The organism is Enterobacter cloacae complex sp. Mu1197 (assembly GCF_040059225.1).
Taxonomy (GTDB): Bacteria; Pseudomonadota; Gammaproteobacteria; order Enterobacterales; family Enterobacteriaceae; genus Enterobacter; species Enterobacter quasiroggenkampii.
Map to the genome: position 1 here is coordinate 3,884,976 of NZ_CP157375.1, position 22,519 is coordinate 3,907,494.

General features: G+C 57.6%; 27 protein-coding genes and 1 pseudogene. 17 read left to right on the top strand and 11 right to left on the bottom strand.

Translation table 11 applies throughout. The annotated features are described in order from the left end of the window. The first annotated feature begins 121 nt into the window (after nucleotides 1–121). From galP to ruvX, 7 genes are all read left to right on the top strand, one after another. Nucleotides 122–1,519: a galactose/proton symporter gene (galP, locus tag ABFV38_RS18155; protein ID WP_008499747.1), complete on the top strand. Its 1,398-nt coding sequence runs from the start codon at nucleotides 122–124 to the stop codon at nucleotides 1,517–1,519. A gap of 58 nt (nucleotides 1,520–1,577) precedes the next feature. Beyond that, nucleotides 1,578–2,075 (top strand): SprT family zinc-dependent metalloprotease, encoded by a 498-nt coding sequence (locus ABFV38_RS18160; protein ID WP_348957702.1) that lies wholly within the window; start codon nucleotides 1,578–1,580, stop codon nucleotides 2,073–2,075. Between the two features lie 94 nt (nucleotides 2,076–2,169). Then, the gene (endA, locus tag ABFV38_RS18165) at nucleotides 2,170–2,877 is read left to right on the top strand and encodes a deoxyribonuclease I (RefSeq protein WP_021242074.1); all 708 of its coding nucleotides are present in this window, start codon (nucleotides 2,170–2,172) and stop codon (nucleotides 2,875–2,877) included. 51 nt (nucleotides 2,878–2,928) lie between these two features. Further along, nucleotides 2,929–3,660, top strand: coding sequence for a 16S rRNA (uracil(1498)-N(3))-methyltransferase (rsmE, locus tag ABFV38_RS18170; protein ID WP_021242075.1), 732 nt, complete (start codon nucleotides 2,929–2,931; stop codon nucleotides 3,658–3,660). A 19-nt stretch (nucleotides 3,661–3,679) separates the two neighbouring features. Beyond that, nucleotides 3,680–4,627: a glutathione synthase gene (gshB, locus tag ABFV38_RS18175; protein WP_348957703.1), complete on the top strand. Its 948-nt coding sequence runs from the start codon at nucleotides 3,680–3,682 to the stop codon at nucleotides 4,625–4,627. Nucleotides 4,628–4,714: 87 nt separating this feature from the next. Further along, a complete protein-coding gene (locus ABFV38_RS18180) occupies nucleotides 4,715–5,275 on the top strand; it encodes a YqgE/AlgH family protein (protein WP_008499752.1) in 561 nt (186 codons plus the stop codon). Further along, entirely contained in the window at nucleotides 5,275–5,691 is a 417-nt protein-coding gene (gene ruvX, locus ABFV38_RS18185) for a Holliday junction resolvase RuvX (protein WP_235402081.1), read from the top strand. The genes ABFV38_RS18180 and ruvX overlap by 1 nt, the downstream gene beginning before the upstream one ends. 10 nt (nucleotides 5,692–5,701) lie before the next feature. Here the strand turns inward: ruvX and ABFV38_RS18190 are convergent, their stop codons facing one another. Next, complete coding sequence (locus tag ABFV38_RS18190; protein ID WP_348957706.1) at nucleotides 5,702–6,682, bottom strand: type IV pilus twitching motility protein PilT; 981 nt, start codon at nucleotides 6,680–6,682, stop codon at nucleotides 5,702–5,704. Nucleotides 6,683–6,699: 17 nt separating this feature from the next. On the opposite strand from ABFV38_RS18190, the gene ABFV38_RS18195 reads away from it, so the two are divergent. The 6 genes from ABFV38_RS18195 (at nucleotide 6,700) to ABFV38_RS18220 (ending at nucleotide 10,440) form a co-directional block, all read left to right on the top strand. Beyond that, the gene (locus ABFV38_RS18195) at nucleotides 6,700–7,401 is read left to right on the top strand and encodes a YggS family pyridoxal phosphate-dependent enzyme (RefSeq protein WP_045909932.1); all 702 of its coding nucleotides are present in this window, start codon (nucleotides 6,700–6,702) and stop codon (nucleotides 7,399–7,401) included. Nucleotides 7,402–7,422: 21 nt separating this feature from the next. Then, nucleotides 7,423–7,989 (top strand): YggT family protein, encoded by a 567-nt coding sequence (locus ABFV38_RS18200; protein ID WP_063622418.1) that lies wholly within the window; start codon nucleotides 7,423–7,425, stop codon nucleotides 7,987–7,989. After that, nucleotides 7,986–8,282: a DUF167 family protein YggU gene (gene yggU / locus ABFV38_RS18205; RefSeq protein ID WP_045909934.1), complete on the top strand. Its 297-nt coding sequence runs from the start codon at nucleotides 7,986–7,988 to the stop codon at nucleotides 8,280–8,282. The genes ABFV38_RS18200 and yggU overlap by 4 nt, the downstream gene beginning before the upstream one ends. A 3-nt stretch (nucleotides 8,283–8,285) precedes the next feature. Beyond that, nucleotides 8,286–8,879, top strand: coding sequence for an XTP/dITP diphosphatase (locus tag ABFV38_RS18210; protein WP_025912468.1), 594 nt, complete (start codon nucleotides 8,286–8,288; stop codon nucleotides 8,877–8,879). Continuing rightward, nucleotides 8,872–10,014 (top strand): radical SAM family heme chaperone HemW, encoded by a 1,143-nt coding sequence (gene hemW / locus ABFV38_RS18215; protein WP_348957707.1) that lies wholly within the window; start codon nucleotides 8,872–8,874, stop codon nucleotides 10,012–10,014. Before ABFV38_RS18210 ends, hemW begins: the two co-directional genes overlap by 8 nt. Nucleotides 10,015–10,077: 63 nt before the next feature. After that, nucleotides 10,078–10,440, top strand: coding sequence for an endonuclease domain-containing protein (locus ABFV38_RS18220; protein ID WP_348957708.1), 363 nt, complete (start codon nucleotides 10,078–10,080; stop codon nucleotides 10,438–10,440). Between the two features lie 75 nt (nucleotides 10,441–10,515). Here ABFV38_RS18220 and ABFV38_RS18225 read toward each other — a convergent pair whose 3' ends face one another. From ABFV38_RS18225 to trmB, 3 genes are read right to left on the bottom strand one after another with little or no spacing between them, the layout of a single operon-like run. Further along, nucleotides 10,516–11,232: a DUF2884 domain-containing protein gene (locus tag ABFV38_RS18225; protein WP_348957710.1), complete on the bottom strand. Its 717-nt coding sequence runs from the start codon at nucleotides 11,230–11,232 to the stop codon at nucleotides 10,516–10,518. A gap of 56 nt (nucleotides 11,233–11,288) precedes the next feature. Further along, nucleotides 11,289–11,615 carry a YggL family protein gene (locus ABFV38_RS18230; RefSeq protein ID WP_003862421.1) on the bottom strand — a complete coding sequence of 109 codons (327 nt, stop codon included), beginning with the start codon at nucleotides 11,613–11,615 and terminating at the stop codon, nucleotides 11,289–11,291. Continuing rightward, on the bottom strand, nucleotides 11,615–12,334 hold the full coding sequence (gene trmB, locus ABFV38_RS18235) for a tRNA (guanosine(46)-N7)-methyltransferase TrmB (RefSeq protein ID WP_048224819.1): 720 nt from the start codon (nucleotides 12,332–12,334) through the stop codon (nucleotides 11,615–11,617). Before trmB ends, ABFV38_RS18230 begins: the two co-directional genes overlap by 1 nt. 144 nt (nucleotides 12,335–12,478) lie before the next feature. Here trmB and mutY point away from each other — a divergent pair, with 144 nt between their 5' ends. The 4 genes from mutY to ABFV38_RS18255 all read left to right on the top strand — a co-directional run bounded on the left by mutY (nucleotide 12,479) and on the right by ABFV38_RS18255 (nucleotide 16,505). Next, entirely contained in the window at nucleotides 12,479–13,531 is a 1,053-nt protein-coding gene (mutY, locus tag ABFV38_RS18240) for an A/G-specific adenine glycosylase (RefSeq protein ID WP_348957711.1), read from the top strand. Nucleotides 13,532–13,556: 25 nt separating this feature from the next. After that, nucleotides 13,557–13,829, top strand: a complete 273-nt coding sequence (locus ABFV38_RS18245; protein WP_008499765.1) for an oxidative damage protection protein — start codon at nucleotides 13,557–13,559, stop codon at nucleotides 13,827–13,829. 124 nt (nucleotides 13,830–13,953) lie between these two features. After that, complete coding sequence (mltC, locus tag ABFV38_RS18250; RefSeq protein ID WP_014885201.1) at nucleotides 13,954–15,030, top strand: membrane-bound lytic murein transglycosylase MltC; 1,077 nt, start codon at nucleotides 13,954–13,956, stop codon at nucleotides 15,028–15,030. Nucleotides 15,031–15,248: 218 nt separating this feature from the next. Beyond that, nucleotides 15,249–16,505 carry a nucleoside permease gene (locus ABFV38_RS18255; protein ID WP_008499767.1) on the top strand — a complete coding sequence of 419 codons (1,257 nt, stop codon included), beginning with the start codon at nucleotides 15,249–15,251 and terminating at the stop codon, nucleotides 16,503–16,505. A gap of 80 nt (nucleotides 16,506–16,585) precedes the next feature. Here ABFV38_RS18255 and citG read toward each other — a convergent pair whose 3' ends face one another. The 7 genes and pseudogenes from citG to ABFV38_RS18290 all read right to left on the bottom strand — a co-directional run bounded on the left by citG (nucleotide 16,586) and on the right by ABFV38_RS18290 (nucleotide 22,513). Beyond that, a complete protein-coding gene (gene citG / locus ABFV38_RS18260; RefSeq protein WP_348957712.1) occupies nucleotides 16,586–17,389 on the bottom strand; it encodes a triphosphoribosyl-dephospho-CoA synthase CitG in 804 nt (267 codons plus the stop codon). Further along, nucleotides 17,367–17,906 (bottom strand): citrate lyase holo-[acyl-carrier protein] synthase, encoded by a 540-nt coding sequence (citX, locus tag ABFV38_RS18265; protein ID WP_348957713.1) that lies wholly within the window; start codon nucleotides 17,904–17,906, stop codon nucleotides 17,367–17,369. Before citX ends, citG begins: the two co-directional genes overlap by 23 nt. Beyond that, nucleotides 17,903–19,426, bottom strand: a complete 1,524-nt coding sequence (citF, locus tag ABFV38_RS18270; RefSeq protein WP_348957714.1) for a citrate lyase subunit alpha — start codon at nucleotides 19,424–19,426, stop codon at nucleotides 17,903–17,905. Before citF ends, citX begins: the two co-directional genes overlap by 4 nt. Before the next feature lie 10 nt (nucleotides 19,427–19,436). Continuing rightward, entirely contained in the window at nucleotides 19,437–20,312 is an 876-nt protein-coding gene (gene citE, locus ABFV38_RS18275) for a citrate (pro-3S)-lyase subunit beta (protein WP_023344877.1), read from the bottom strand. Continuing rightward, entirely contained in the window at nucleotides 20,309–20,602 is a 294-nt protein-coding gene (citD, locus tag ABFV38_RS18280) for a citrate lyase acyl carrier protein (protein WP_090418625.1), read from the bottom strand. Before citD ends, citE begins: the two co-directional genes overlap by 4 nt. Before the next feature lie 16 nt (nucleotides 20,603–20,618). Next, nucleotides 20,619–21,131, bottom strand: a pseudogene (locus ABFV38_RS18285) ([citrate (pro-3S)-lyase] ligase); the annotation flags it as partial. Between the two features lie 27 nt (nucleotides 21,132–21,158). After that, nucleotides 21,159–22,513 (bottom strand): IS3 family transposase gene (locus ABFV38_RS18290; RefSeq protein WP_348957715.1). Its coding sequence is split into 2 segments (ribosomal slippage): nucleotides 21,159–22,063 and nucleotides 22,063–22,513, totalling 1,356 coding nucleotides; the frame shifts between segments, so codons are not numbered across the junction. Nucleotides 22,514–22,519 lie beyond the last annotated feature (6 nt).

The window sequence follows — 22,519 nt, forward strand, 5'->3', positions numbered from 1 at the left end:
TTTATTTACGGTTACATACGAGTGTAACCGATTACACCAATGTGATTAATCTCACATATTTTTACGGGTCGCTCACCTACCCTTAACATCAATAAAACTGATAACCCAACTGGAGGGCATAATGCCTGACAATAAAAAACAGGGGCGTACGTCCAACAAGGCGATGACATTCTTCGTCTGTTTCCTCGCCGCCCTGGCAGGATTACTTTTTGGCCTGGATATCGGCGTGATTGCCGGCGCATTACCTTTCATCACTGACGAGTTCCAGATCAGCGCTCACACCCAGGAGTGGGTGGTGAGCTCCATGATGTTTGGCGCGGCCGTCGGGGCCGTCGGCAGCGGCTGGCTCTCCTTCAAGCTCGGACGTAAAAAGAGCCTGATGATCGGCGCGATCCTGTTCGTTGCCGGCTCACTCTTCTCTGCCGCAGCGCCTAACGTTGAGGTCCTGCTGGTTTCACGCGTGCTGCTCGGTCTGGCCGTGGGCGTGGCGTCCTATACCGCCCCGCTTTACCTGTCTGAAATCGCGCCGGAGAAAATCCGCGGCAGTATGATTTCGATGTACCAGCTGATGATCACCATCGGTATCCTGGGCGCGTACCTTTCCGATACGGCGTTTAGCTACAGCGGCGCATGGCGCTGGATGCTCGGCGTGATCATCATCCCTGCTGTTCTGCTGCTGATTGGCGTCTTCTTCCTGCCGGACAGCCCGCGCTGGTTTGCTGCAAAACGTCGCTTCCACGATGCCGAACGCGTGCTGATGCGCCTGCGCGATACCAGCGCGGAAGCGAAAAACGAGCTGGAAGAGATCCGCGAAAGCCTGAAGGTCAAACAGTCCGGCTGGGCGCTGTTTAAAGAGAACAGCAACTTCCGTCGCGCCGTTTTCCTTGGCGTGCTGCTGCAGGTGATGCAGCAGTTCACGGGGATGAACGTCATCATGTACTACGCGCCCAAAATCTTTGAGCTGGCGGGTTATACCAACACCACCGAGCAGATGTGGGGGACCGTCATCGTGGGTCTGACCAACGTGCTGGCGACCTTTATCGCCATCGGTCTGGTGGACCGCTGGGGACGTAAGCCAACCCTGACGCTGGGTTTCCTGGTGATGGCGGCCGGTATGGGCGTCCTCGGTACCATGATGCATGTGGGCATTCACTCCCCAACCGCCCAGTACTTTGCGGTAGGCATGCTGCTGATGTTTATCGTCGGGTTTGCGATGAGCGCCGGTCCGCTAATCTGGGTGCTGTGCTCTGAGATCCAGCCGCTGAAAGGGCGTGATTTTGGTATCACCTGCTCTACCGCAACCAACTGGATTGCTAACATGATCGTCGGCGCAACGTTCCTGACCATGCTCAATACCCTGGGCAATGCGAACACCTTCTGGGTCTACGCAGGTCTGAACATCTTCTTTATTGTGCTGACCATCTGGCTGGTTCCAGAAACCAAACACGTGTCTCTGGAACATATTGAACGTAACCTGATGAAAGGTCGCCCTCTGCGCGAAATCGGCGCCCACGACTGATCCTCTTACGGGAGGCGCCTCTTGCGCCTCCCCGCTTCGCGCTTTATGCTCTGCCCCTATGAAAGCACCCCGTCTCCCCATCGCCATTCAGCAGGCCGTTATGCGCAGCCTGCGGGAAAATCTCGCCCAGGCGAACCTGAAGCTCGGTCGCAACTACCCTGAACCCAAACTCGTCTACCAGCAGCGTGGTACCTCGGCGGGCACCGCCTGGCTTGAGTCGTATGAGATCCGCCTTAACCCGGTGCTGATGATGGAAAACCAGCAGGCGTTTATCGATGAGGTGGTACCGCACGAGCTGGCGCACCTGCTGGTGTGGAAACACTTTGGCCGCGTCGCGCCGCATGGAAAAGAGTGGAAGTGGATGATGGAGGCGGTGCTCGGCGTTCCAGCCCGCCGCACGCATCAGTTCGAGCTGGAATCGGTACGCCGCAATACCTTCCCCTACCGCTGTCAGTGCCAGCAGCACCAGCTTACCGTCCGTCGCCATAATCGCGTGGTGCGCGGCGAGGCGACCTACCGCTGCGTCAAATGTGGCGAGCCGCTGGTGGCGGAATAATTATCTGAACTTTCAGGAACTTTCCTGATCTGACTGATTGCATACAGGAACAACATTCGCTACGTTGCGGGCTCGTTTTGACACGGAGTGTAAGATGTCCCGTAATTTTTCTCTTGCGGTCGCCTTTTTGACGACAGCGCTCTCAGGCCACGCCCTGGCCGACGGTATCAACAGTTTCTCTCAGGCCAAAGCGGCCGGTGTTAAGGTCAACGCCGACGTGCCGGGCGATTTCTACTGCGGCTGTAAAATTAACTGGCAGGGTAAAAAAGGGGTCGTTGACCTTGAATCCTGCGGCTACAAGGTGCGTAAAAACGAAAACCGCGCCAGCCGTATTGAATGGGAACATGTCGTTCCGGCCTGGCAGTTTGGCCACCAGCGCCAGTGCTGGCAGGATGGCGGACGAAAAAACTGTGCCAAAGACCCGGTTTACCGCCAGATGGAAAGCGATATGCATAACCTGCAGCCTGCGGTGGGCGAAGTGAACGGCGACCGGGGTAACTTCATGTACAGCCAGTGGAACGGTGGCGAAGGCCAGTATGGCCAGTGCGGTATGAAGATTGATTTTAAAGAGAAAGTCGCCGAGCCCCCTGCCCGCGCGCGCGGCAGCATTGCCCGCACCTATTTCTATATGCGCGACCGTTACGATCTCAACCTGTCCCGCCAGCAGACGCAGCTGTTCAACGCCTGGGACAAGCAGTACCCGGTGACGGAGTGGGAATGCCAGCGCGACGAACGTATCGCCAGAGTCCAGGGGAATCACAACCCTTACGTCCAGCGGGCTTGCCAGGCGCAAAAGAGCTAACCTACACTAGCGGCAATTCGCTTACATCGTATGAGACACGGAATTCTGACTATGCGCATTCCCCGCATTTACCATCCTGAACTGATTACCGCAGGCCGCGAAATCGCCCTGTCTGATGACGCCGCCAACCACGTTGGCCGCGTGCTGCGCATGGGCGCCGGTCAGGCAATACAGCTGTTCGACGGTTCGAACCAGGTTTTCGACGCCGAAATTACGCGGGCAGATAAAAAAAGCGTACACGTGAACGTCCTGCGCGGTGAAGTGGATGACCGGGAATCACCGCTGCACATCCATCTGGGCCAGGTGATGTCGCGCGGCGAGAAAATGGAGTTCACGATCCAGAAATCCATTGAACTGGGTGTAAGCCTCATTACGCCACTTTTTTCTGAGCGCTGTGGCGTTAAACTGGATGCGGAACGTCTGAACAAAAAGATCCAGCAGTGGCAGAAAATTGCCATCGCGGCTTGCGAACAGAGTGGCCGCAACCGGATTCCGGAGATCCGCCCGGCGATGGACCTGGAGGAGTGGTGTGCAGAAGAGGACAGTGGGCTGAAACTCAATCTTCATCCGCGCGCCAGCGCCAGCATCAATACGCTGCCGCTGCCCGTTGAGCGCGTTCGCCTGCTGATTGGCCCCGAAGGCGGCCTGTCGGCGGACGAAATTGCGATGACGGCACGTTACCAGTTTACTGATATTCTGTTGGGACCTCGCGTTCTGCGCACTGAGACAACGGCACTCACGGCCATTACCGCGCTACAGGTACGGTTTGGCGATCTGGGTTGACGCATTATTGGAGAGAAAGATGATCAAGCTCGGCATCGTGATGGACCCCATCGCAAACATCAACATCAAGAAAGATTCCAGCTTCGCCATGCTGCTGGAAGCGCAGCGTCGCGGCTATGAACTCCACTATATGGAGATGAACGATCTTTACCTGATCAACGGTGAAGCCCGCGCCCGCACCCACATCGTTAACGTCGAGCAGAACTACGACAAATGGTATGAGTTCGGCACCGAGCAGGACATTGCGCTGGCCGATCTCAACGTCATTCTGATGCGTAAAGATCCGCCGTTCGACACCGAGTACATCTACTGCACCTATATTCTCGAACGTGCCGAAGAGAAGGGAACGCTGATCGTCAACAAGCCGCAGAGCCTGCGCGACTGTAACGAGAAGCTCTATACCGCCTGGTTCTCTGACCTGACGCCGGAAACCCTGGTGACCCGCAGCAAAACGCAGCTGAAGGAATTCTGGCAGAAGCACGGCGACATCATCATGAAGCCGCTGGACGGCATGGGCGGCGCGTCGATTTTCCGCGTGAAGGAAAGCGATCCGAACATTGGCGTGATTGCCGAAACGCTGACCGAACTGGGCACGCATTACTGCATGGCGCAGAACTATATTCCGGCGATCAAAGACGGCGACAAACGCGTTCTGGTGGTGGATGGCGAACCGGTCCCTTACTGCCTGGCGCGTATCCCGCAGGGTGGCGAAACCCGTGGTAACCTGGCGGCCGGTGGCCGTGGTGAGCCGCGTCCGTTGACCGAAAGCGACTGGGAAATTGCCCGCCGCGTTGGCCCTACGCTGAAAGCCAAAGGCCTGATCTTCGTCGGACTGGATATCATCGGCGATCGTCTGACCGAAGTGAACGTCACCAGCCCGACCTGCATTCGTGAAATTGAGGCGGAATTCCCTGTCTCAATCACCGGCATGCTGATGGACGCTATCGAAAAACGTTTACAAAAATAACCTAACAATACTATTAGTGACAGCGCCTGAGTTTGTCCCCATACTGGGCGCTGTCGCTTTTTAAACCAGGAAACAGTACCTCTGACAATGAATTTACAGCATCACTTTCTTATTGCCATGCCTGCTCTCCAGGACCCGATTTTTCGCCGCGCCGTGGTTTATATTTGTGAATACAATGAAGACGGCGCGATGGGCATTATCATTAATAAACCGCTGGAAAATCTTCAGGTTGAAGGGATTCTGGACAAGCTGAAAATCCCGGCTGAAGCGCGACTGCCGGAAATCCGGCTTGATAAGCCCGTGATGCTGGGTGGACCTCTCGCAGAAGATCGCGGTTTTATCCTGCATACGCCGCCGGTATTCTCTTCCAGCATTCGCATCTCCGACAACACCGTTATCACGACCTCGCGTGACGTGCTCGAAACGCTGGGCACCGCAGAGCAGCCTTCTGAAGTGCTGGTGGCGCTGGGCTATTCGTCGTGGGAGAAAGGCCAGCTTGAGCAGGAGATCCTCGATAACGCCTGGCTCACCGCGCCTGCGGACATGAATATCCTGTTTAAAACGCCGATAGCCGATCGCTGGCGCGATGCGGCGAAGCTGATTGGTATTGATATTCTGACCATGCCTGGCGTAGCGGGGCACGCCTGATGAGCGGAACGCTTCTGGCCTTCGATTTTGGTACCAAAAGCATCGGCGTCGCCGTGGGACAGCGCATCACCGGTACCGCGCGCCCGCTTACGGCCCTGAAGGCCAACGACGGTACGCCGGACTGGAACCTCATTGAGCGCCTGCTCAAGGAGTGGCAGCCGGATGACGTGATTGTTGGGCTGCCGCTGAACATGGACGGTACCGAACAGCCGCTGACCGCCCGGGCGCGTAAGTTTGCCAATAAAATCCATGGCCGCTTTGGCGTCTCCGTGAAGCTGCACGACGAGCGTCTGAGCACCGTCGAAGCGCGCTCGGGTCTGTTTGAGCACGGCGGCTTCCGGGCGCTGAACAAAGGCAGCGTGGACTCCGCTTCTGCCGTCATCATCCTCGAAAGCTATTTCGAGCAGGGCTTTTAAGCACAGGGGCCTACAGCCGCCCCTGCGCCCGTCTCTCCGCCAGGCTCTGGTCAAAGTTCTGCATGCCTGCCTGCTGACCGGTTTGAATGATGCCGGGAAGTTGCCATGTTTTCCCTTCACGAATGAGATTCGCCGCCGCGGCGGTATTCACCAGCAGTTCATACAGCGCGACGCGCCCGCCCTGAAGATCGGGAAGCAGTTTCTGCGCCAGCACCGCACGCAGGCTGCCGGCCAGCTGGTTACGCACCGGATCTTTCTCCTGCGCCGGGAACGTATCGACCAGCCGCTCAATCGCCTGCGATGCCCCGCGCGTATGCAGGGTCGCCAGCACCAGATGCCCGGTCTCTGCTGCCGTTAGCGCCAGGCGGATCGTTTCGCTGTCGCGCAGCTCCCCGAGCAAAATCACGTCAGGATCCTGGCGTAAGGCGCTGCACAGCGCGTCGGCAAATGACGGGCTGTGCTGACCGATCTCCCGCTGCTGGATCAGGCAACGCTCGCTCTGGTAGATAAATTCCACCGGATCTTCGAGCGTGAGGATATGGCCGTCAGTGTGGTGGTTGAGAAAATCAACCATCGCCGCCAGCGTCGTGGATTTACCGCTGCCGGTCGCCCCCGTCACCAGAATCAACCCGGACTCATTGGTTAACAGTTCCGGGATGGCCCTCGGCGCACCCAGTGAAGCGAGCTGCGGACAGGTACGCGGCAACAGCCGCAGCGTCACAGAGACACCGCGCATCTGCTTAAAGGCACTGCCGCGCAGGCGCTGGCCTCCTGCCACCGTCGCGGCAAAATCCACCTGCCCGCTGGCCCACCATATCCCCTGCTGCTCATCGTTGAGCCACGCTTTTAACAACGCCCCGACATCGGGAGGAGGAAACGGTGCCGGTTCAAGGCGGCCCGTTCTGCGCCAGCGGGGTGGTGAATCACTGCACAGGTGTAGATCGGAGACGTTATGCTTTACACTAAGGGCCACAATTTCTTCCACATCCATAGACTACTCCTCGGAAAATGAACGACATTGCGCATAACCTGGCACAGGTCCGGGACAAAATCTCAGCCGCCGCAGCGCGTTGCGGCCGGGCTTCAGAAGAAATTACGCTGCTTGCAGTCAGCAAAACCAAGCCTGCGAGCGCCATCGCAGAAGCCATTGACGCAGGCCAGCGGGCATTCGGTGAAAACTACGTGCAGGAAGGCGTGGATAAAATTCGCTACTTCCAGGAACAGGGGAAGACGGATCTGCAGTGGCACTTTATTGGCCCACTGCAGTCGAACAAAAGCCGTCTGGTGGCAGAGCACTTCGACTGGTGTCACACCATTGACCGCCTGCGTATTGCGACGCGTCTGAACGACCAGCGTCCGGCAGAGATGCCAGCGCTTAACGTGCTGATTCAGGTCAACATCAGTGACGAAAACAGCAAGTCCGGCATTGCGCTGAGCGAGCTGGATGCGCTGGCAGCCGAAGTGGCCGAACTGCCGCGCTTAACCCTGCGTGGTTTGATGGCAATCCCGGCGCCTGAGTCAAGTTATGAAAGGCAGTTTGCCGTGGCACAGCAAATGGCTGTAGCATTTGAGGCGCTTAAAGCGCGCTATCACACGGTAGACACGCTTTCTCTGGGCATGTCGGATGATATGGAAGCCGCCATTGCGGCAGGCAGCACGATGGTGCGCATCGGCACGGCAATTTTCGGTGCGCGCGACTACTCAAAATAATAAGGAAACCTGAGGAACGCCATGAAGACGTTGACTTTCCTGCTCTCAACGGTCATTGAGCTGTACACGATGGCGCTTTTGCTGCGCGTCTGGATGCAGTGGGCCCGCTGTGATTTTTACAATCCGTTCTCGCAGTTTGTCGTGAAAATCACGCAACCTGTTGTCGGACCGCTGCGACGTATTATCCCGGCCATGGGTCCCATCGACAGCTCGTCTCTGCTGGTGGCGTTTATTCTGAGCGTTATCAAAGCGATCGTGCTGTTTATGGTCATCACCTTCCAGCCGATTATCTGGATTGCCGCCGTTCTGATTCTGATCAAAACCGTCGGCCTGCTGATTTTCTGGGTGCTGCTGGTTATGGCGATCATGAGCTGGGTCAGCCAGGGCCGTAGCCCGGTAGAGTATGCCTTGATTCAGCTGGCCGAGCCGCTGCTGCGTCCAATCCGTAACCTGCTTCCGTCTATGGGCGGCATCGATTTTTCGCCGATGATCCTGGTTCTGCTGCTCTATGTGATCAACATGGGGATCGCTGAACTGCTGCAGTCCACGGGCGATATGCTGCTGCCGGGGCTGTGGATGGCGCTATGAGTGCAGTAAGCACCTGCGCTGACGGGCTGGTTTTACGGCTGTATATTCAGCCGAAAGCCAGCCGTGACAATATTGTTGGACTGCATGGCGACGAGTTAAAAGTCGCCATCACTGCCCCGCCGGTTGACGGCCAGGCGAACGCGCATCTGACCAAATATCTGGCAAAACAGTTTCGCGTCGCCAAAAGCCAGGTCATCATTGAAAAAGGCGAACTGGGGCGACATAAACAGGTAAAAATCCTTAATCCGCAATCTATCCCGACGGAAGTCGCGGCTCTGACAGAACAGGACTAAACCATGCAGAAAGTTGTTCTCGCGACCGGCAACGCCGGTAAAGTGCGCGAGCTGGCCTCGCTATTAAATGATTTTGGTCTGGACGTGGTCGCCCAGACCGATCTTGGCGTGGATTCCGCCGAAGAGACGGGGCTGACGTTTATCGAAAATGCGATCCTCAAAGCCCGCCATGCCGCGCAGATTACGGGCCTGCCCGCGATTGCCGACGACTCCGGCCTGGCCGTAGACGCCCTCGGCGGCGCGCCGGGGATCTACTCCGCGCGCTATTCCGGCGTTGACGCTACCGACCAGCAGAATCTGGAAAAGCTGCTTGTCGCCCTGAAAGACGTTCCGGACGAGCAGCGCACCGCGCAGTTCCACTGCGTGCTGGTCTATCTGCGTCACGCGGAGGACCCGACGCCGATCGTCTGCCACGGCAGCTGGCCAGGCGTGATTACCCGTGAAGCGGCTGGCAACGGCGGCTTTGGTTATGACCCGATTTTCTTTGTCCCTTCCGAGGGCAAAACCGCTGCGGAACTGACCCGCGAAGAGAAAAGCGCGATATCCCACCGTGGACGCGCGCTGAAACTGTTACTGGAAGCACTGCGTAATGGCTAATTTGCCACCTCTGAGTCTTTATATTCACATCCCGTGGTGCGTGCAGAAATGCCCGTACTGCGATTTCAACTCGCACGCGCTGAAGGGCGAAGTGCCGCACGATGACTACGTGGCGCATCTGCTGGCCGACCTGGACGCCGATGTACCTTACGCACAGGGACGTGAAGTTAAAACCATTTTCATTGGTGGCGGTACGCCGAGCCTGCTGTCAGGCCCGGCGATGCAAACGCTGCTGGATGGCGTGCGTGCGCGCCTGAACCTGGCAGCGGATGCTGAAATTACGATGGAAGCCAACCCCGGCACCGTTGAGGCCGACCGTTTTGTCGACTATCAGCGCGCGGGCGTGAACCGCATCTCCATCGGCGTGCAGAGCTTTAGCGAGCCGAAACTGAAGCGCCTGGGGCGTATTCACGGCCCGGAAGAGGCGAAGCGCGCGGCAAACCTGGCGACCGGGCTTAATCTTCGCAGCTTTAACCTCGATTTGATGCACGGCCTGCCGGATCAGTCGCTGGAAGAGGCGCTGGACGATTTGCGCCAGGCCATTGCGCTGAACCCGCCGCACCTGTCGTGGTATCAGCTCACCATCGAGCCCAACACGCTGTTCGGTTCCCGCCCGCCGGTGCTGCCGGACGACGACGCGCTGTGGGATATCTTCGAGCAGGGCCACCAGCTGTTAACGGCTGCGGGCTATCAGCAGTATGAAACGTCGGCGTATGCGAAGCCGGGCTACCAGTGTCAGCACAACCTGAACTACTGGCGTTTTGGCGACTATCTCGGGATTGGCTGCGGCGCGCATGGTAAGGTGACTTTCCCGGACGGGCGCATTCTGCGCACCGCCAAAACCCGTCACCCGCGCGGGTATATGGAAGGCCGCTACCTGGAGCGTCAGCACGATGTAGAGGCGGCAGATAAACCGTTTGAGTTCTTTATGAACCGCTTCCGCCTGCTGGAAGCCGCGCCGCGCGCGGAGTTTGCGCTGTACACCGGGCTGCCGGAATCGGTGATTCGCCCGCAGATCGACGAGGCGCTGGCCCAGGGATATCTCACGGAATGTGATGATTGCTGGCAGATCACCGAGCACGGCAAACTGTTCCTCAATTCCCTTCTTGAGCTGTTCCTCGCCGAAGATTCCTGAAGGCTGATTCAGGATTTTGCATCCCGTTCTGCCGGCTGAGGGAAAGGCTGGCAGAGTGTGGGGATGGATATTACGCGTTCATATGCAAAACAGCTCAGACGCGAGCTGACAACGGAAGAAAGGCGGCTTTGGTATCTACTGCGCAGCCGCCGTTTCGAAAATTATAAATTTCGCCGACAGCATCCGGTAGGAAACTACATACTGGATTTCGCCTGCTGCGAAGCACGTCTGGCAGTTGAGCTGGATGGCGGACAGCATGATGAAAATCAGGAATACGATCGTCAAAGGACGTTGTGGTTAAACCAAAAGGCCTGGCACGTTATTCGATTCTGGAACAACGAACTTTGGAATAATGAAGAGGCTGTGTTGGAAAACATCCTTGAGACACTGCAAATGCTGCAACCCTCACCCCGGCCCTCTCCCTGAAAGGGAGAGGGAGCAAATCATCCCCTCGCCCCTTTGGGGAGAGGGTTAGGGTGAGGGGCCCAGCGCGCAGAGATCTTACTTCAGCGTCCCCACCAGCGCCTTCCGGCTGTCTTCCAGCGACACCACGCGTTTACACACGTCTTTGCCGAACTGCTGGAAATCATCTTCCTGGTTTTTCCACTCGTTCTGAATGGAGGTTTGCAGGCCGCCCAGACTGCCCAGCACGCCCTGCAGCGGGTTACCGCCGCCTTTCAGCACCGCTTTGGCCCCCATCTCGTTGATGCTGTCCTGCAGGATGCCGCCCATCGCCTGGCTCACCAGTTGCTGCCCGTCGGCACGGACCTGATCAATCGCCTTGTAGTGGAACGTCAGGCCGTCGGAGCGCGTCTCGATAATCCGGTTCATCTGTTCTTTAAGCTGCTTGTCCAGCTTCGTCAGGCGGGTGCGCATGTTACTGCTCTCCCCCACCTCTTTGGTGATGATCTTATCCAGCGCCACGCGGCTCTTTTCGACGCGCGTCAGGGCACCTTCATTAATCCACGGCAGCGCGGTACGCAATTCGGACTGGTAGTCTTTCGCCTGCTCGCGCTGTGCGGCAGTCAGGTTGTACTGCTTGCCGTTATAGGTGACGTTCCCTTCTGGCGTAATCACCAGATTGCCGTTCTCGCCTTTGACCTGCACGGTTTGCGGGCTTAACACCACGTCATCACGCGGGGTGACGCTACATTGATAATCCGCATGGGCGGTGAATCCGGTTGCCATCAAAGCAACAGCCAGCAACGTTTTGCGCATCTTAAACACTCCCTCAGACAAAACGGGCCAGCTAATGCTGGCCCCTTACTGCTTAATTAGTCCCACCAAACGTCGAAAAGTTCGCTGACGCGGACATCTTCGAGCTTGTGGTCTTCAAGCCATTTACGGACCAGAGCCTGATGTTCTTCGGTGCATTTACCCACTTCCTGGGTGCAGATCAGACCTTCCCAGGCCAGATAGCCGCTACCGTCGAAGGCCAGTTTGTTTGGCTCGATCACCTCGTTGATGAACGCATCCACGTCCTGATCGATCTGCTCAACGCTGGTGCCTTCCGGGAAACGCCACGCAACGGAGAAGCCCACTTCCTGGAATTCTTCGATGTGCATCTTTTTACGCAGACGACGGCTACGATTCTTTGCCATTATTTCACCCTCTCGAACATTAAGTCCCATACACCGTGACCAAGACGATGGCCACGCTGTTCAAATTTCGTTACCGGACGCGATTCTGGACGCGGTACATAGTCGTTGCTCGCAGACTGGTTTTTGTAACCGTCCAGCGACGACATCACCTCCAGCATATGTTCCGCATACGGTTCCCAGTCGGTCGCCATATGGAAGACACCGCCCAGCTTCAGCTTGCTTTTAACCAGCTCGGCAAACGGCGCCTGAACGATACGGCGTTTATTATGACGCGCTTTGTGCCACGGGTCAGGGAAAAAGAGCTGAACCATGGTTAAAGAATTGTCAGGAATCATTTTGTGCAGCACTTCCACCGCGTCGTGACACATCACGCGCAGGTTCTCAACGCCCTCTTCATGGGCCGTTGCCAGACACGCACCGACGCCCGGGGAGTGGACTTCGATACCGAGGAAGTTCTGCTCCGGGCGCGCTTTCGCCATGGTCACCAGCGAGGCGCCCATACCGAAGCCAATTTCCAGCGTGATCGGCGCGTCGCGGCCAAACAGCTCGGCAAAATCCAGAGGCTGCTCGCTGAACTCAACGCCCATCACCGGCCAGTAGTTGTCCAGCGCGTGTTGCTGACCTTTTGTCAGGCGGCCCTGACGACGGACAAAGCTGCGAATACGGCGCAGCGGGCGACCGTTTTCATCAAATTCCGGTGAAATGACGTCGTTTTTCATAAAAGAGTTGTCTGCTTGTGAGAATGTTCGGGAAACGGGCATTATCCAAAGTTAAGGCTTCTATGCAAGCATGGGAAAGATCCGGTTTACAGCAGATTGACGCTGTGCTGCAATCTGCGTCCCTGATTATGCGAATCGATGACCATGCAAGCCTCTCAATTTTCAGCCCAGGTGCTGGACTGGTACGACAAATACGGGCGTAAAACCCTGCCCTGGCAAATTGAAAAAACGCCTTACAAAGTATGGCTCTCCGAGGTGATGTTGCAACAAACGCAGGTCGCCACGGTAATCCCTTACTTCGAGCGTTTTATGGCACGCTTCCCGACAGTGACCGATCTGGCCAACGCCCCGCTGGACGAAGTGCTGCACCTGTGGACCGGTCTTGGCTATTACGCCCGCGCGCGTAACCTTCACAAAGCCGCTCAGCAGGTTGCGACGCGCCACAACGGGAAATTCCCGGAAACCTTCCACGAGGTGGCCGATCTCCCCGGCGTGGGACGCTCAACCGCAGGCGCTATTCTCTCCCTGTCTTTAGGCAAGCATTTCCCGATCCTCGACGGCAACGTAAAGCGCGTGCTGGCACGCTGCTACGCCGTCGAAGGCTGGCCGGGGAAGAAGGACGTTGAAAAACGCCTGTGGGAAATAAGTGAAGCGGTCACTCCGGCGAAAGGGGTAGAGCGTTTCAACCAGGCGATGATGGATCTCGGCGCCATGGTCTGCACGCGCTCAAAACCCAAATGCGAACTCTGCCCGGTGAGTAACCTCTGCGTGGCGTATGCCAACCATTCCTGGGCGCAGTATCCGGGCAAGAAACCCAAACAGACGCTGCCGGAGCGCACCGGCTACATGCTGCTGATGCAGCACGGTGACGAGGTCTTCCTGGCCCAGCGTCCGCCGAGCGGTCTGTGGGGTGGTCTATACTGCTTCCCACAGTTTGAAGATGAAGACTTGCTGCGTGAATGGCTTAAACAGCGTGGGATTGCTGCCGATAACCTGACGCAGCTGACCGCGTTTCGCCACACCTTCAGCCATTTTCACCTGGATATTGTGCCGATGTGGCTTCCCGTGTCCTCCTTCGCCTCGTGCATGGATGAAGGCACCGCTCTCTGGTATAACTTAGCGCAACCGCCATCAGTCGGGCTGGCGGCTCCCGTGGAGCGCCTGTTACAGCAATTACGTGCTGGTGCAATGGTTTAGCATCAGTCAAAAAAGAGGAATGAGTATGGCCAGAACGATTTTTTGTACTTTCCTGCAGCGTGACGCTGAAGGCCAGGATTTCCAGCTTTATCCGGGCGAGCTGGGTAAACGCATCTACAATGAAATCTCCAAAGAAGCCTGGGGACAGTGGCAGAAAAAGCAGACCATGCTGATCAACGAGAAGAAACTCAGCATGATGAACCCGGAACACCGCAAGCTGCTGGAGCAGGAGATGGTGAGCTTCCTGTTCGAAGGTAAAGACGTGCACATCGAAGGCTATACGCCACCGGAAAAATAATATCGAGCGGCTGTTGCCGGGTGACGCTACGCTTACCCGGCCTACAAAACCGTAGGCCCGTGCAAGCATAGCGCCGCCGGGCAACAGCAACGACCAGGCAAACACAACACGCACTCCCGGAATGATGAAAAAACTTTTAGCGCTAGCCCTTGTTGCGCCGTTGCTGGTCTCGTGTTCGTCAAAAAAAGGCGATGATTACAACGAGGCCTGGATCAAGGACACCAACGGTTTTGACATTTTGATGGGGCAGTTTGCCCATAACATCGAGAATATATGGGGATTTAACGAAGTTCTTATTGCCGGACCTAAGGACTACGTTAAGTACACCGACGCCTATCTGACCCGTAGCCACATCAACTTTGATGAGGGGACGATCACGATTGAGACCATCGCAGGCACGGACCCTGCGGCACGACTCCGTCAGGCGATTATCAAAACCCTGCTGATGGGTGACGATCCAGGCTCTATCGATCTTTACTCCGATGCCGACGATATCACCATCTCGAAAGAGCCGTTCCTGTACGGTCAGGTTGTCGATCAGACCGGTCAGCCGATCCGTTGGGAAGGTCGCGCCACGAAATTTGCCGACTACCTGCTGCAGACGCGCCTGAAGAGCCGCTCTAACGGTCTGAAGATTATCTACAGCGTCACCATCAACCTCGTCCCGAACCACCTCGACAAGCGTGCGCATAAGTATCTGGGCATGGTGCGTCAGGCCTCGCGTAAGTACGGCGTGGATGAGTCGCTGATCCTGGCGATTATGCAGACCGAATCCTCGTTTAACCCGTATGCGGTAAGCCGTTCCGACGCCCTGGGGCTGATGCAGGTGGTGCAGCACAGCGCCGGTAAAGACGTCTTCCGCGCGCAGGGGAAATCCGGCACGCCGAGCCGCAGCTATCTGTTCGACCCGCAGAGCAACATTGATACCGGTACCGCCTATCTGGCGATGCTGAACAATGTGTACCTCGGCGGTATCGATAACCCAACGTCGCGTCGCTATGCGGTGATCACCGCCTATAACGGCGGCGCGGGCAGCGTGCTGCGCGTCTTCTCGAATGACAAAGTGCAGGCCGCGAACATCATCAACAGCATGGCGCCGGGGGATGTTTATTCCACCCTCACCACCCGCCACCCGTCTGCGGAATCCCGCCGGTACCTGTATAAGGTGAATACGGCGCAGAAAAACTATCGTCGTCGGTGATCGACACACCTTCTCCTGCAAGGAGAAGGTGTTCTGCTTCCCCCCACCCATACGAAAATGTTATTTGCATCACAATCCAAACTGCAAATTAATGTGGATTGCATTTTTTTGCGGGAGGTAACAAAACATATCGTTGCCAACTGATAGAATTGCATCAAATAACAACCCTGAATGTTCCTATAACAACATATCTCCCGCTCACTTGTGAGGAAAGTAACATGAACCTTAAGCTGCAGCTTAAAATATTGTCGTTTCTGCAGTTCTGCCTGTGGGGTAGCTGGCTGACTACACTCGGCTCCTATATGTTTGTGACGCTCAAGTTCGATGGTGCGTCAATCGGTGCCGTATACAGCTCGCTCGGTATTGCGGCGGTCTTCATGCCGACGCTGCTGGGGATCGTGGCGGATAAATGGCTAAGCGCCAAATGGCTGTACATGCTTTGCCATCTGGTGGGCGCGGGGACGCTGTTTATGGCAGCCCAGGTGACCACGCCGGGGGCAATGTTCATGGTGATCCTGCTTAACTCGCTGGCCTATATGCCAACGCTTGGGCTGATCAACACCATCTCCTACTACCGCCTGAAGTCTGCGGATATGGATATCGTGACCGATTTCCCGCCAATCCGTATCTGGGGCACCATCGGCTTTATCATGGCGATGTGGGGCGTGAGCTTCGCGGGCTTCGAACTGAGCCATATGCAGCTCTATATCGGTGCGGCGCTCTCCGTGCTGCTGGCGATCTTCACCCTGACGCTGCCAACCATTCCGGTGTCTAACCAGCAGAAAAACCAGAGCTGGAGCACCATGCTCGGCCTGGATGCCTTCGCATTGTTCAAAAACAAACGCATGGCGATCTTCTTTATCTTCTCCATGCTGCTGGGCGCGGAGCTGCAGATCACCAACATGTTCGGCAACACCTTCCTGCACAGCTTCGATAACAACCCGCTGTTCTCCGGCAGCTTTATCGTTGAACATGCGTCGGTGATGATGTCCATCTCTCAGATCTCTGAGACGCTGTTCATCCTGACCATCCCGTTCTTCCTGAGCCGCTACGGCATCAAGAACGTCATGCTGATCAGTATCGCGGCGTGGATGTTGCGCTTCGGTCTGTTCGCCTACGGCGACCCAAGCCCGTTCGGCACCGTGCTGCTGGTGCTGTCGATGATTGTTTACGGCTGCGCCTTCGACTTCTTCAACATCTCCGGTTCGGTGTTTGTGGAAAAAGAAGTGAAGCCTGAAATCCGCGCCAGCGCGCAGGGTATGTTCCTGATGATGACCAACGGCTTCGGCTGTATTCTGGGCGGCGTGGTGAGCGGTAAAGTGGTTGAGATGTACACCACCAACGGCATCACCAACTGGCAGCCGGTGTGGCTGATCTTCGCGGCGTACTCGCTGGTGCTGTTCTTCGCGTTCATCGCGCTGTTCAAGTACAAGCACGTACGTGAACCGCACGGTGCGCAGCCGATCGCGCATTGATTGTTGTGCCCGGTGGCGCTAGCGCTTACCGGGCCTACAAAACCAGACCGTAGGCCGGGTAAGGCGAAGCCGCCACCCGGCTATTTTATTCCAGACAGCACCCACCCCACCGACAGCAAATCCGCACTGCCGCCCGGGCTCAGATTGCGTTCAATCAATGCGTTATCCATTTTAAGCAACGCCTCGCGGTCCCAGCCGTTAGCCAGCAGTTCCCGCGCGTAGCCCTGAACGTAGCGCAGCCCTTCCATGCCGCCGCGAGATACCAGATTGCTGTCCTGATTGACGGCCATCAGGCGTAACAGCAGGCCGTGAAGTGAATGTCCATTCCACTGCGCCAGCGCCTTACGCACCGTCGCAAAGCCGCTCTCCGCCTCACCGCGCGCGCCGGTTAAGCCGTACTGATGGAACTGTCGCTCGCCCGCCGTCGCCTGTCCGCTGCGTGCGGCCAGCTCCCGCGACACCAGCCCGCGGCAGATGTTACTCACCTCACAACAGAGGCTGTCTGCGGAGATATTTTTCACACGCCCGGCGGCGAAGCACAGTAAACCCAGGGAAAAAATCCCGCCCTTGTGCGTGTTCACCCCGTTCGTCGCGGCATACATGGCCTGCTCGCAGGCCAGCCCCATAGGGCGGAGAAGCCGTAGCTGTTCGCCAGCGGGTTTATCCGCATGCGCGCTGCCCAGCTCGGCAAAGCGCGAAAACCACGGCGTAATTGCCACGATGCTGCGGACAAACAGCGCGTGGTCCATATCGCGATGGGAACCGTTGTTGAGCCTGTCCACCAGCCCCGGCTTGGGCGTCAGCTCCAGCTCCTGCCACAGCGCCGCTTCAGCAAGCGCGGGCACGTCAGCCGGGCGCGGTTTAGTCGCGAGCAAACCAGTCATCGATCGTCTTCTCCACGCGGGAAACCACCTGCTCAACGGGGTGGTTACGCGAACGGGAACAGGCGTGGGCGGGCGCGTCGCAGATCAGGCAGCGCCTGAGATTCGCCCCCAGCGACTGACGCCCGACGTGGCCGTGCTGAGGGCAAATCACGTCCAGATCCCACAGCCTGCCGAGCGGGTGCGTCTGCTCCAGCTCCGCACAGTGCGCTTTGATTTCCACCGCCGGATGGGCCACGCACCAGAGGGCTTCAGGTCCGGTCGGGAGCCACAGCACCTGACGGTCCAGCACCTGCCAGCGGTTTTCCCACAGCAGCTGGTCGCACATCTGCAGCGCCACGCCCATGGTATTGCGATAGCGCAGGCTGTCCTTGATTTCCCCTGGCGTGACCAGCGTGAGGGATATCACCGGTTGTTGATAGTGCTCAAGCATGTCAGCCTGGCGCGCTGCGCGGCGCTCTTTCGCCGCCAGCAGTTCGTCAAGGCTGACACCCGTGCGGGCGGGTGTCGCTAAAGTCATACTTCCTCCTTCACCTGTCGCACGGTGTCGATCACGCTGCCGTCGCGGTAGCGGATCACCCCGACGATTTTGTCGGTAAATTCAATCGGTTTCGGGACGCCGGTCAGGGAGATCGCTCGCTCGCACAGCGCGTTGATATCCACAACCTTCAGCCCGGCTTCCATGAGTCGTTCGCGGATCTCCGGGCGCGCCGGGTTGACCGCGATGCCGTGATCGGTGACCAGCACGTCGATGCTCTCCCCCGGCGTAAGGCGCGTGGTAACGCGCTTCACCACCGTCGGAATGCGGCTGCGCAGCAGAGGGGCAACGACGATGGTCAGGTTCGCCGCGGCGGCCACGTCGCAGTGCCCGCCGGACGCGCCGCGCATCACGCCGTCGGAGCCGGTGATAACGTTGACGTTGAACTCGACGTCGATTTCCAGGGCGCTGAGGATCACCACGTCGAGCTGGTCGCAGCTTGCCGCCTTGCTGCCTGGGTTGGCGTAGACGTTAGTGGAGATCTCCACGTGATTCGGGTTGCGCGCCAGCGAGGCCGCCGCCTGACCGTCAAAGCACTGGGTATCGAGCAGCTTTTCGATGAGCCCCTTCTCGTGCAGATCCACCAGGCTGCCGGTGATGCCGCCGAGCGCAAAGCGCGCCTTCACGCCGCTGCGCTCCATCTTCTCTTCCATAAAGCGGGTGCAGGCCGTGGCCGCCGCGCCGGAGCCGGTCTGCATCGAGAAGCCCGGCTTGAAGTAGCCGGAATGCTCGATCACGTCCGCCGCATAGCGGGCGATCATCAGCTCGCGCGGGTTGCTGGTGACGCGCGCCGCGCCGACGCTGATTTTCGCCGGGTCGCCCACGCTCTCAACCTGCACGATATAGTCCACCTGGTCCTGCACCAGGCTGGCGGGCATATTCGGGAACGGCACCAGTTCTTCAGTCAGCAGCACCACCTTGCGGGCAAAGTGCGCGTCCACCATGGCGTAGCCCAGGGAGCCGCAGCACGATTTGCCGTGCGTGCCGTTGGCGTTGCCAAACTCATCGCTGCACGGCACACCGAGAAACGCCACGTCGATATTCAGCTCGCCGTCCTGGAGCAGCTTCACGCGCCCGCCGTGGGAGTGAATTTGCACCGGCTCGTCCATCAGCCCGTGGGAGATGGCGTCCGCCAGCCTGCCGCGCATGCCCGAGGTGTAAATCCGGGTGATGACGCCGCTTTCGATATGCTCGATCAGCGCGTCGTTGCAGGTCATCAGCGAGCTGGAGGCCAGCGTCAGGTTTTTGAAGCCCATCCGCGCCAGCAGCGCCACGACGGTGTTGATCACCCGGTCGCCTTCGCGAAACGCATGGTGGAAGGAGATGGTCATCCCGTCCTGCAGGCTGCAGCGCTTAACCGCCTCTTCAACAGAGGCGCAGAGCTTGCGGCTGTGCTTCGCATCGCTGTCCGCCAGCCACGGCGTGGTGCTGTGGGCGGTATCAAAGGGTTTTAAGTCCCGCAGATGGGGAAAATTCACATGAAGAAGTTCTGTCTGATTCATTGTCTTATCCTTACCGACGCACGCCGGAAGCCGCCGCGCGCTCCAGCACCACCTGCGCGTGGTTAATAATCGGTGCATCCACCATTTTGCCGTTAAGCGACACCACGCCCAGGCCGTTACGCTCGCCCTCTTCTGCCGCCTCAATCACCCTTCTGGCGTGATCCACCTCTTCCTGCGTCGGGGCGTAGGCGTTGTGCAGCAGGTCAATCTGGCGCGGGTTAATCAGCGATTTGCCGTTGAAGCCCATCTTGCGGATCAGATCGACCTCGCGCAGGAACCCGGCCTCGTCGTTAACGTCTGACCACACCACGTCGAAGGCGTCGATACCCGCCGCGCGGGCGGCGTGCAGCACGGCGCAGCGGGCGTAGAACAGCTCGGTGCCGTCGCCGCGCTCGGTCTGCATGTCCATCACATAGTCAAAGGCGGCCAGCGCAATGCCGATGAGGCGCGGAGAGCTGCGGGCAATCGCCACGGCGTTGATGACGCCAATGGCCGATTCAATCGCCGCCATCACGCGGGTGGAGCCGATCTCGCGGCCGCACGCCTGCTCGATGCGCTCGAGGTGGCCCTCCAGCTCGTAGATATCGTCCGGGGTATCGGTTTTCGGCAGACGAATCACATCCACGCCTGCCCGCACGGCGGCTTCCAGATCCAGCAGGCCAAACGGCGTGCTCAGCGGGTTAATGCGCACCACGGTTTCGATATCCTGATACATCGGGTGCTGCAGCGCGTGGAACACCAGCATGCGCGCGGTATCCTTCTCGCGTAGGGCAACGGCGTCCTCAAGGTCAAACATGATGGAGTCGGGACGGTAGATAAAGGCGGTGGAGAGCATGGCGGCGTTGGCGCCCGGCAGGAACAGCATGCTGCGGCGGAGTTTGCTCATTTCAGCGCCCCCCAGTTGATGGTCTGTTCATCGGCGGCACGCATCAGCGCGCTTTGCAGACGGGCGCGAATCACACAGTCCAGCGCCCCTTTGTCTTCAATAATGATTAATCCCTGGTGCACGTTCATGGCGCGCAATGTGTCGTTGACCACCTGGCGAATCTGCTCGCCAAACTGCTTAATCACTTCGCTGTGGATGACGATCTCCAGCTCGCCGTGAGCGGGAGCGATTTTCACCATCAGGTCGCTGGACTCCTGCGTTCCGGCCAGCGCCTCCCTTACAATTTTCATGATAAATTCCTGGTAGTTAAGCGACTTCCGCACTCGCACGATAGTGTGCTTCGAGATGCGCGAAGGTGGAGTCCGGGACAATCTCCCGGATCCGGGAAAACTGCTGTGTCTTCAGTAAGCGGCGCACTTCGGACGCTGAAATGGCGTTGCCGGTGGCCTTGATGCGCGGCATTTCCACCACCTCGATATGCGAGGCCAGCAGGTCGTGCAGCGTCTGGTTGTACTGGCGGGTGATATCGCAGAACGGCTCCGAGCCGATGAAGCGGTGCGTAATGTCGAGCGCCGGGGCGATAAAGTCCCGGAAGATCAGCACGTCAATCTCGCTCCACGCCTGCTGCACTTTGCCGGTCTCCTTCAGGAAGTAGGCCGGAAACGTGGCGCGAGAGATGATGTACTGCGAGCCTTCATGCACCACCACGTTCGGCAGATGCGCCACGCCCGCGCGTACCATCTCGAGCCGCGCGCTGAACGGGAAGAACGAGGCGTCTTCGCGCACCACGAACAGGTGCAGGGCGTCGCACTGTGCACTGAACCCCTAAACCTGGACACCATGCTTTCATTGTTGTTCTGTCAGAGTCCGGTATTCAACCGGACTCATCCCGCCCGTTTTTAAACTGATTCGTTCGGTATTGTAATAGCGAATATACCTGCCAATATCGCTTTCAAGCTCTTTCACTGAACTGTACTTTTTCCTGTAATACATCTCTACTTTCAGGTGACTGAAGAAGTTTTCCATCACTGCATTATCCAGACAGTTGCCCTTACGCGACATACTTTGTGTTATGCCTGCATCAGCCAGCATTCTGCGCCAGACAGGCGTTCTGTAAGCCCAGCCCTGATCACTGTGCAACATCGCACCTTCTTTGTTTCTGCATGCATTAAGCGCTTTTTTTAGCATCCTGCAGACCAGAGGTTGCGACTGACTGGTTGATGTTTGCCAGGCCACAATTTCATTATTGAACAGATCCTGAAGGGCCGAAAGGAACAGTTTTTGACCACCGGCACGGAACTCCGTCACGTCTGTGCACCACTTTATCCCACTGCGTTCGGCTCTGAAGTTGCGGGCAAGAAGATTATCGGAAGCCGGGCCACCACCGGCCATACAGGAACGGTATTTTCTTCGGCGCAACTGGCATGTCAGATCATACTTTTTCATCAATATACGAACCGTTTTATGGTTCAGCGTGAAGGCCTCATTACGCAGTGCCGCCGTCATTCTTCGGTAACCATAGCATTGGGCGTTTCTCTGACTGATCGTGAACATAGCACTGACAGCAGCCGCATACCGAACCGGCTCACCTGCGGGTCTGGATATCTGGTAATAATACGTGCTGCGCGCCAGCCCTGCGGCACAGAGCAGGTAAACAAGTCGGTGGTCTGCAAGCAGACTCTGTATCACTCGCGCTTTTTCTGCTGTTCCCTGAGAGTCTTTTCTTCCCTCAGGGCTTTGAGCTTTTTTAGATATGCGTTTTCCGCCCGCAGATATTCCAGCTCTCTCAGAAGTTCTGAGGGAGTCATCTCACTGAGCGGTCTGGAGTCAGGTATAAACTTTTTCTGTGACATAGCGGGCCCGGATTTGGCTGTATTAAGCGCCTGTGCGCCGCCTTTCCGGTAACGTCTTGTCCAGTCGAGAATGAGCGACTCATTTGGAATGGCAAAGCGCGCTGAAGCTTCCGCATAGCTGCACCCGTGTTCAGCAACATAACGGATTACGCGGAGCCTGAAAGCTGAAGTATAGGTCCGTGCAGGACGGTCCTCCAGCCCGGCCTTCCCCTGACGCCTGTAAGACCGTATCCAGCGGGTAAGAGGTGTTCGGCCAACACTGAACAGACGGGCTGTTTCTTTAATGCTCGACTGGCCAGTCATGTAATGCTGAACAGCCTCAAGACGGATGTGGAAGGGATATCTCATAAGGAC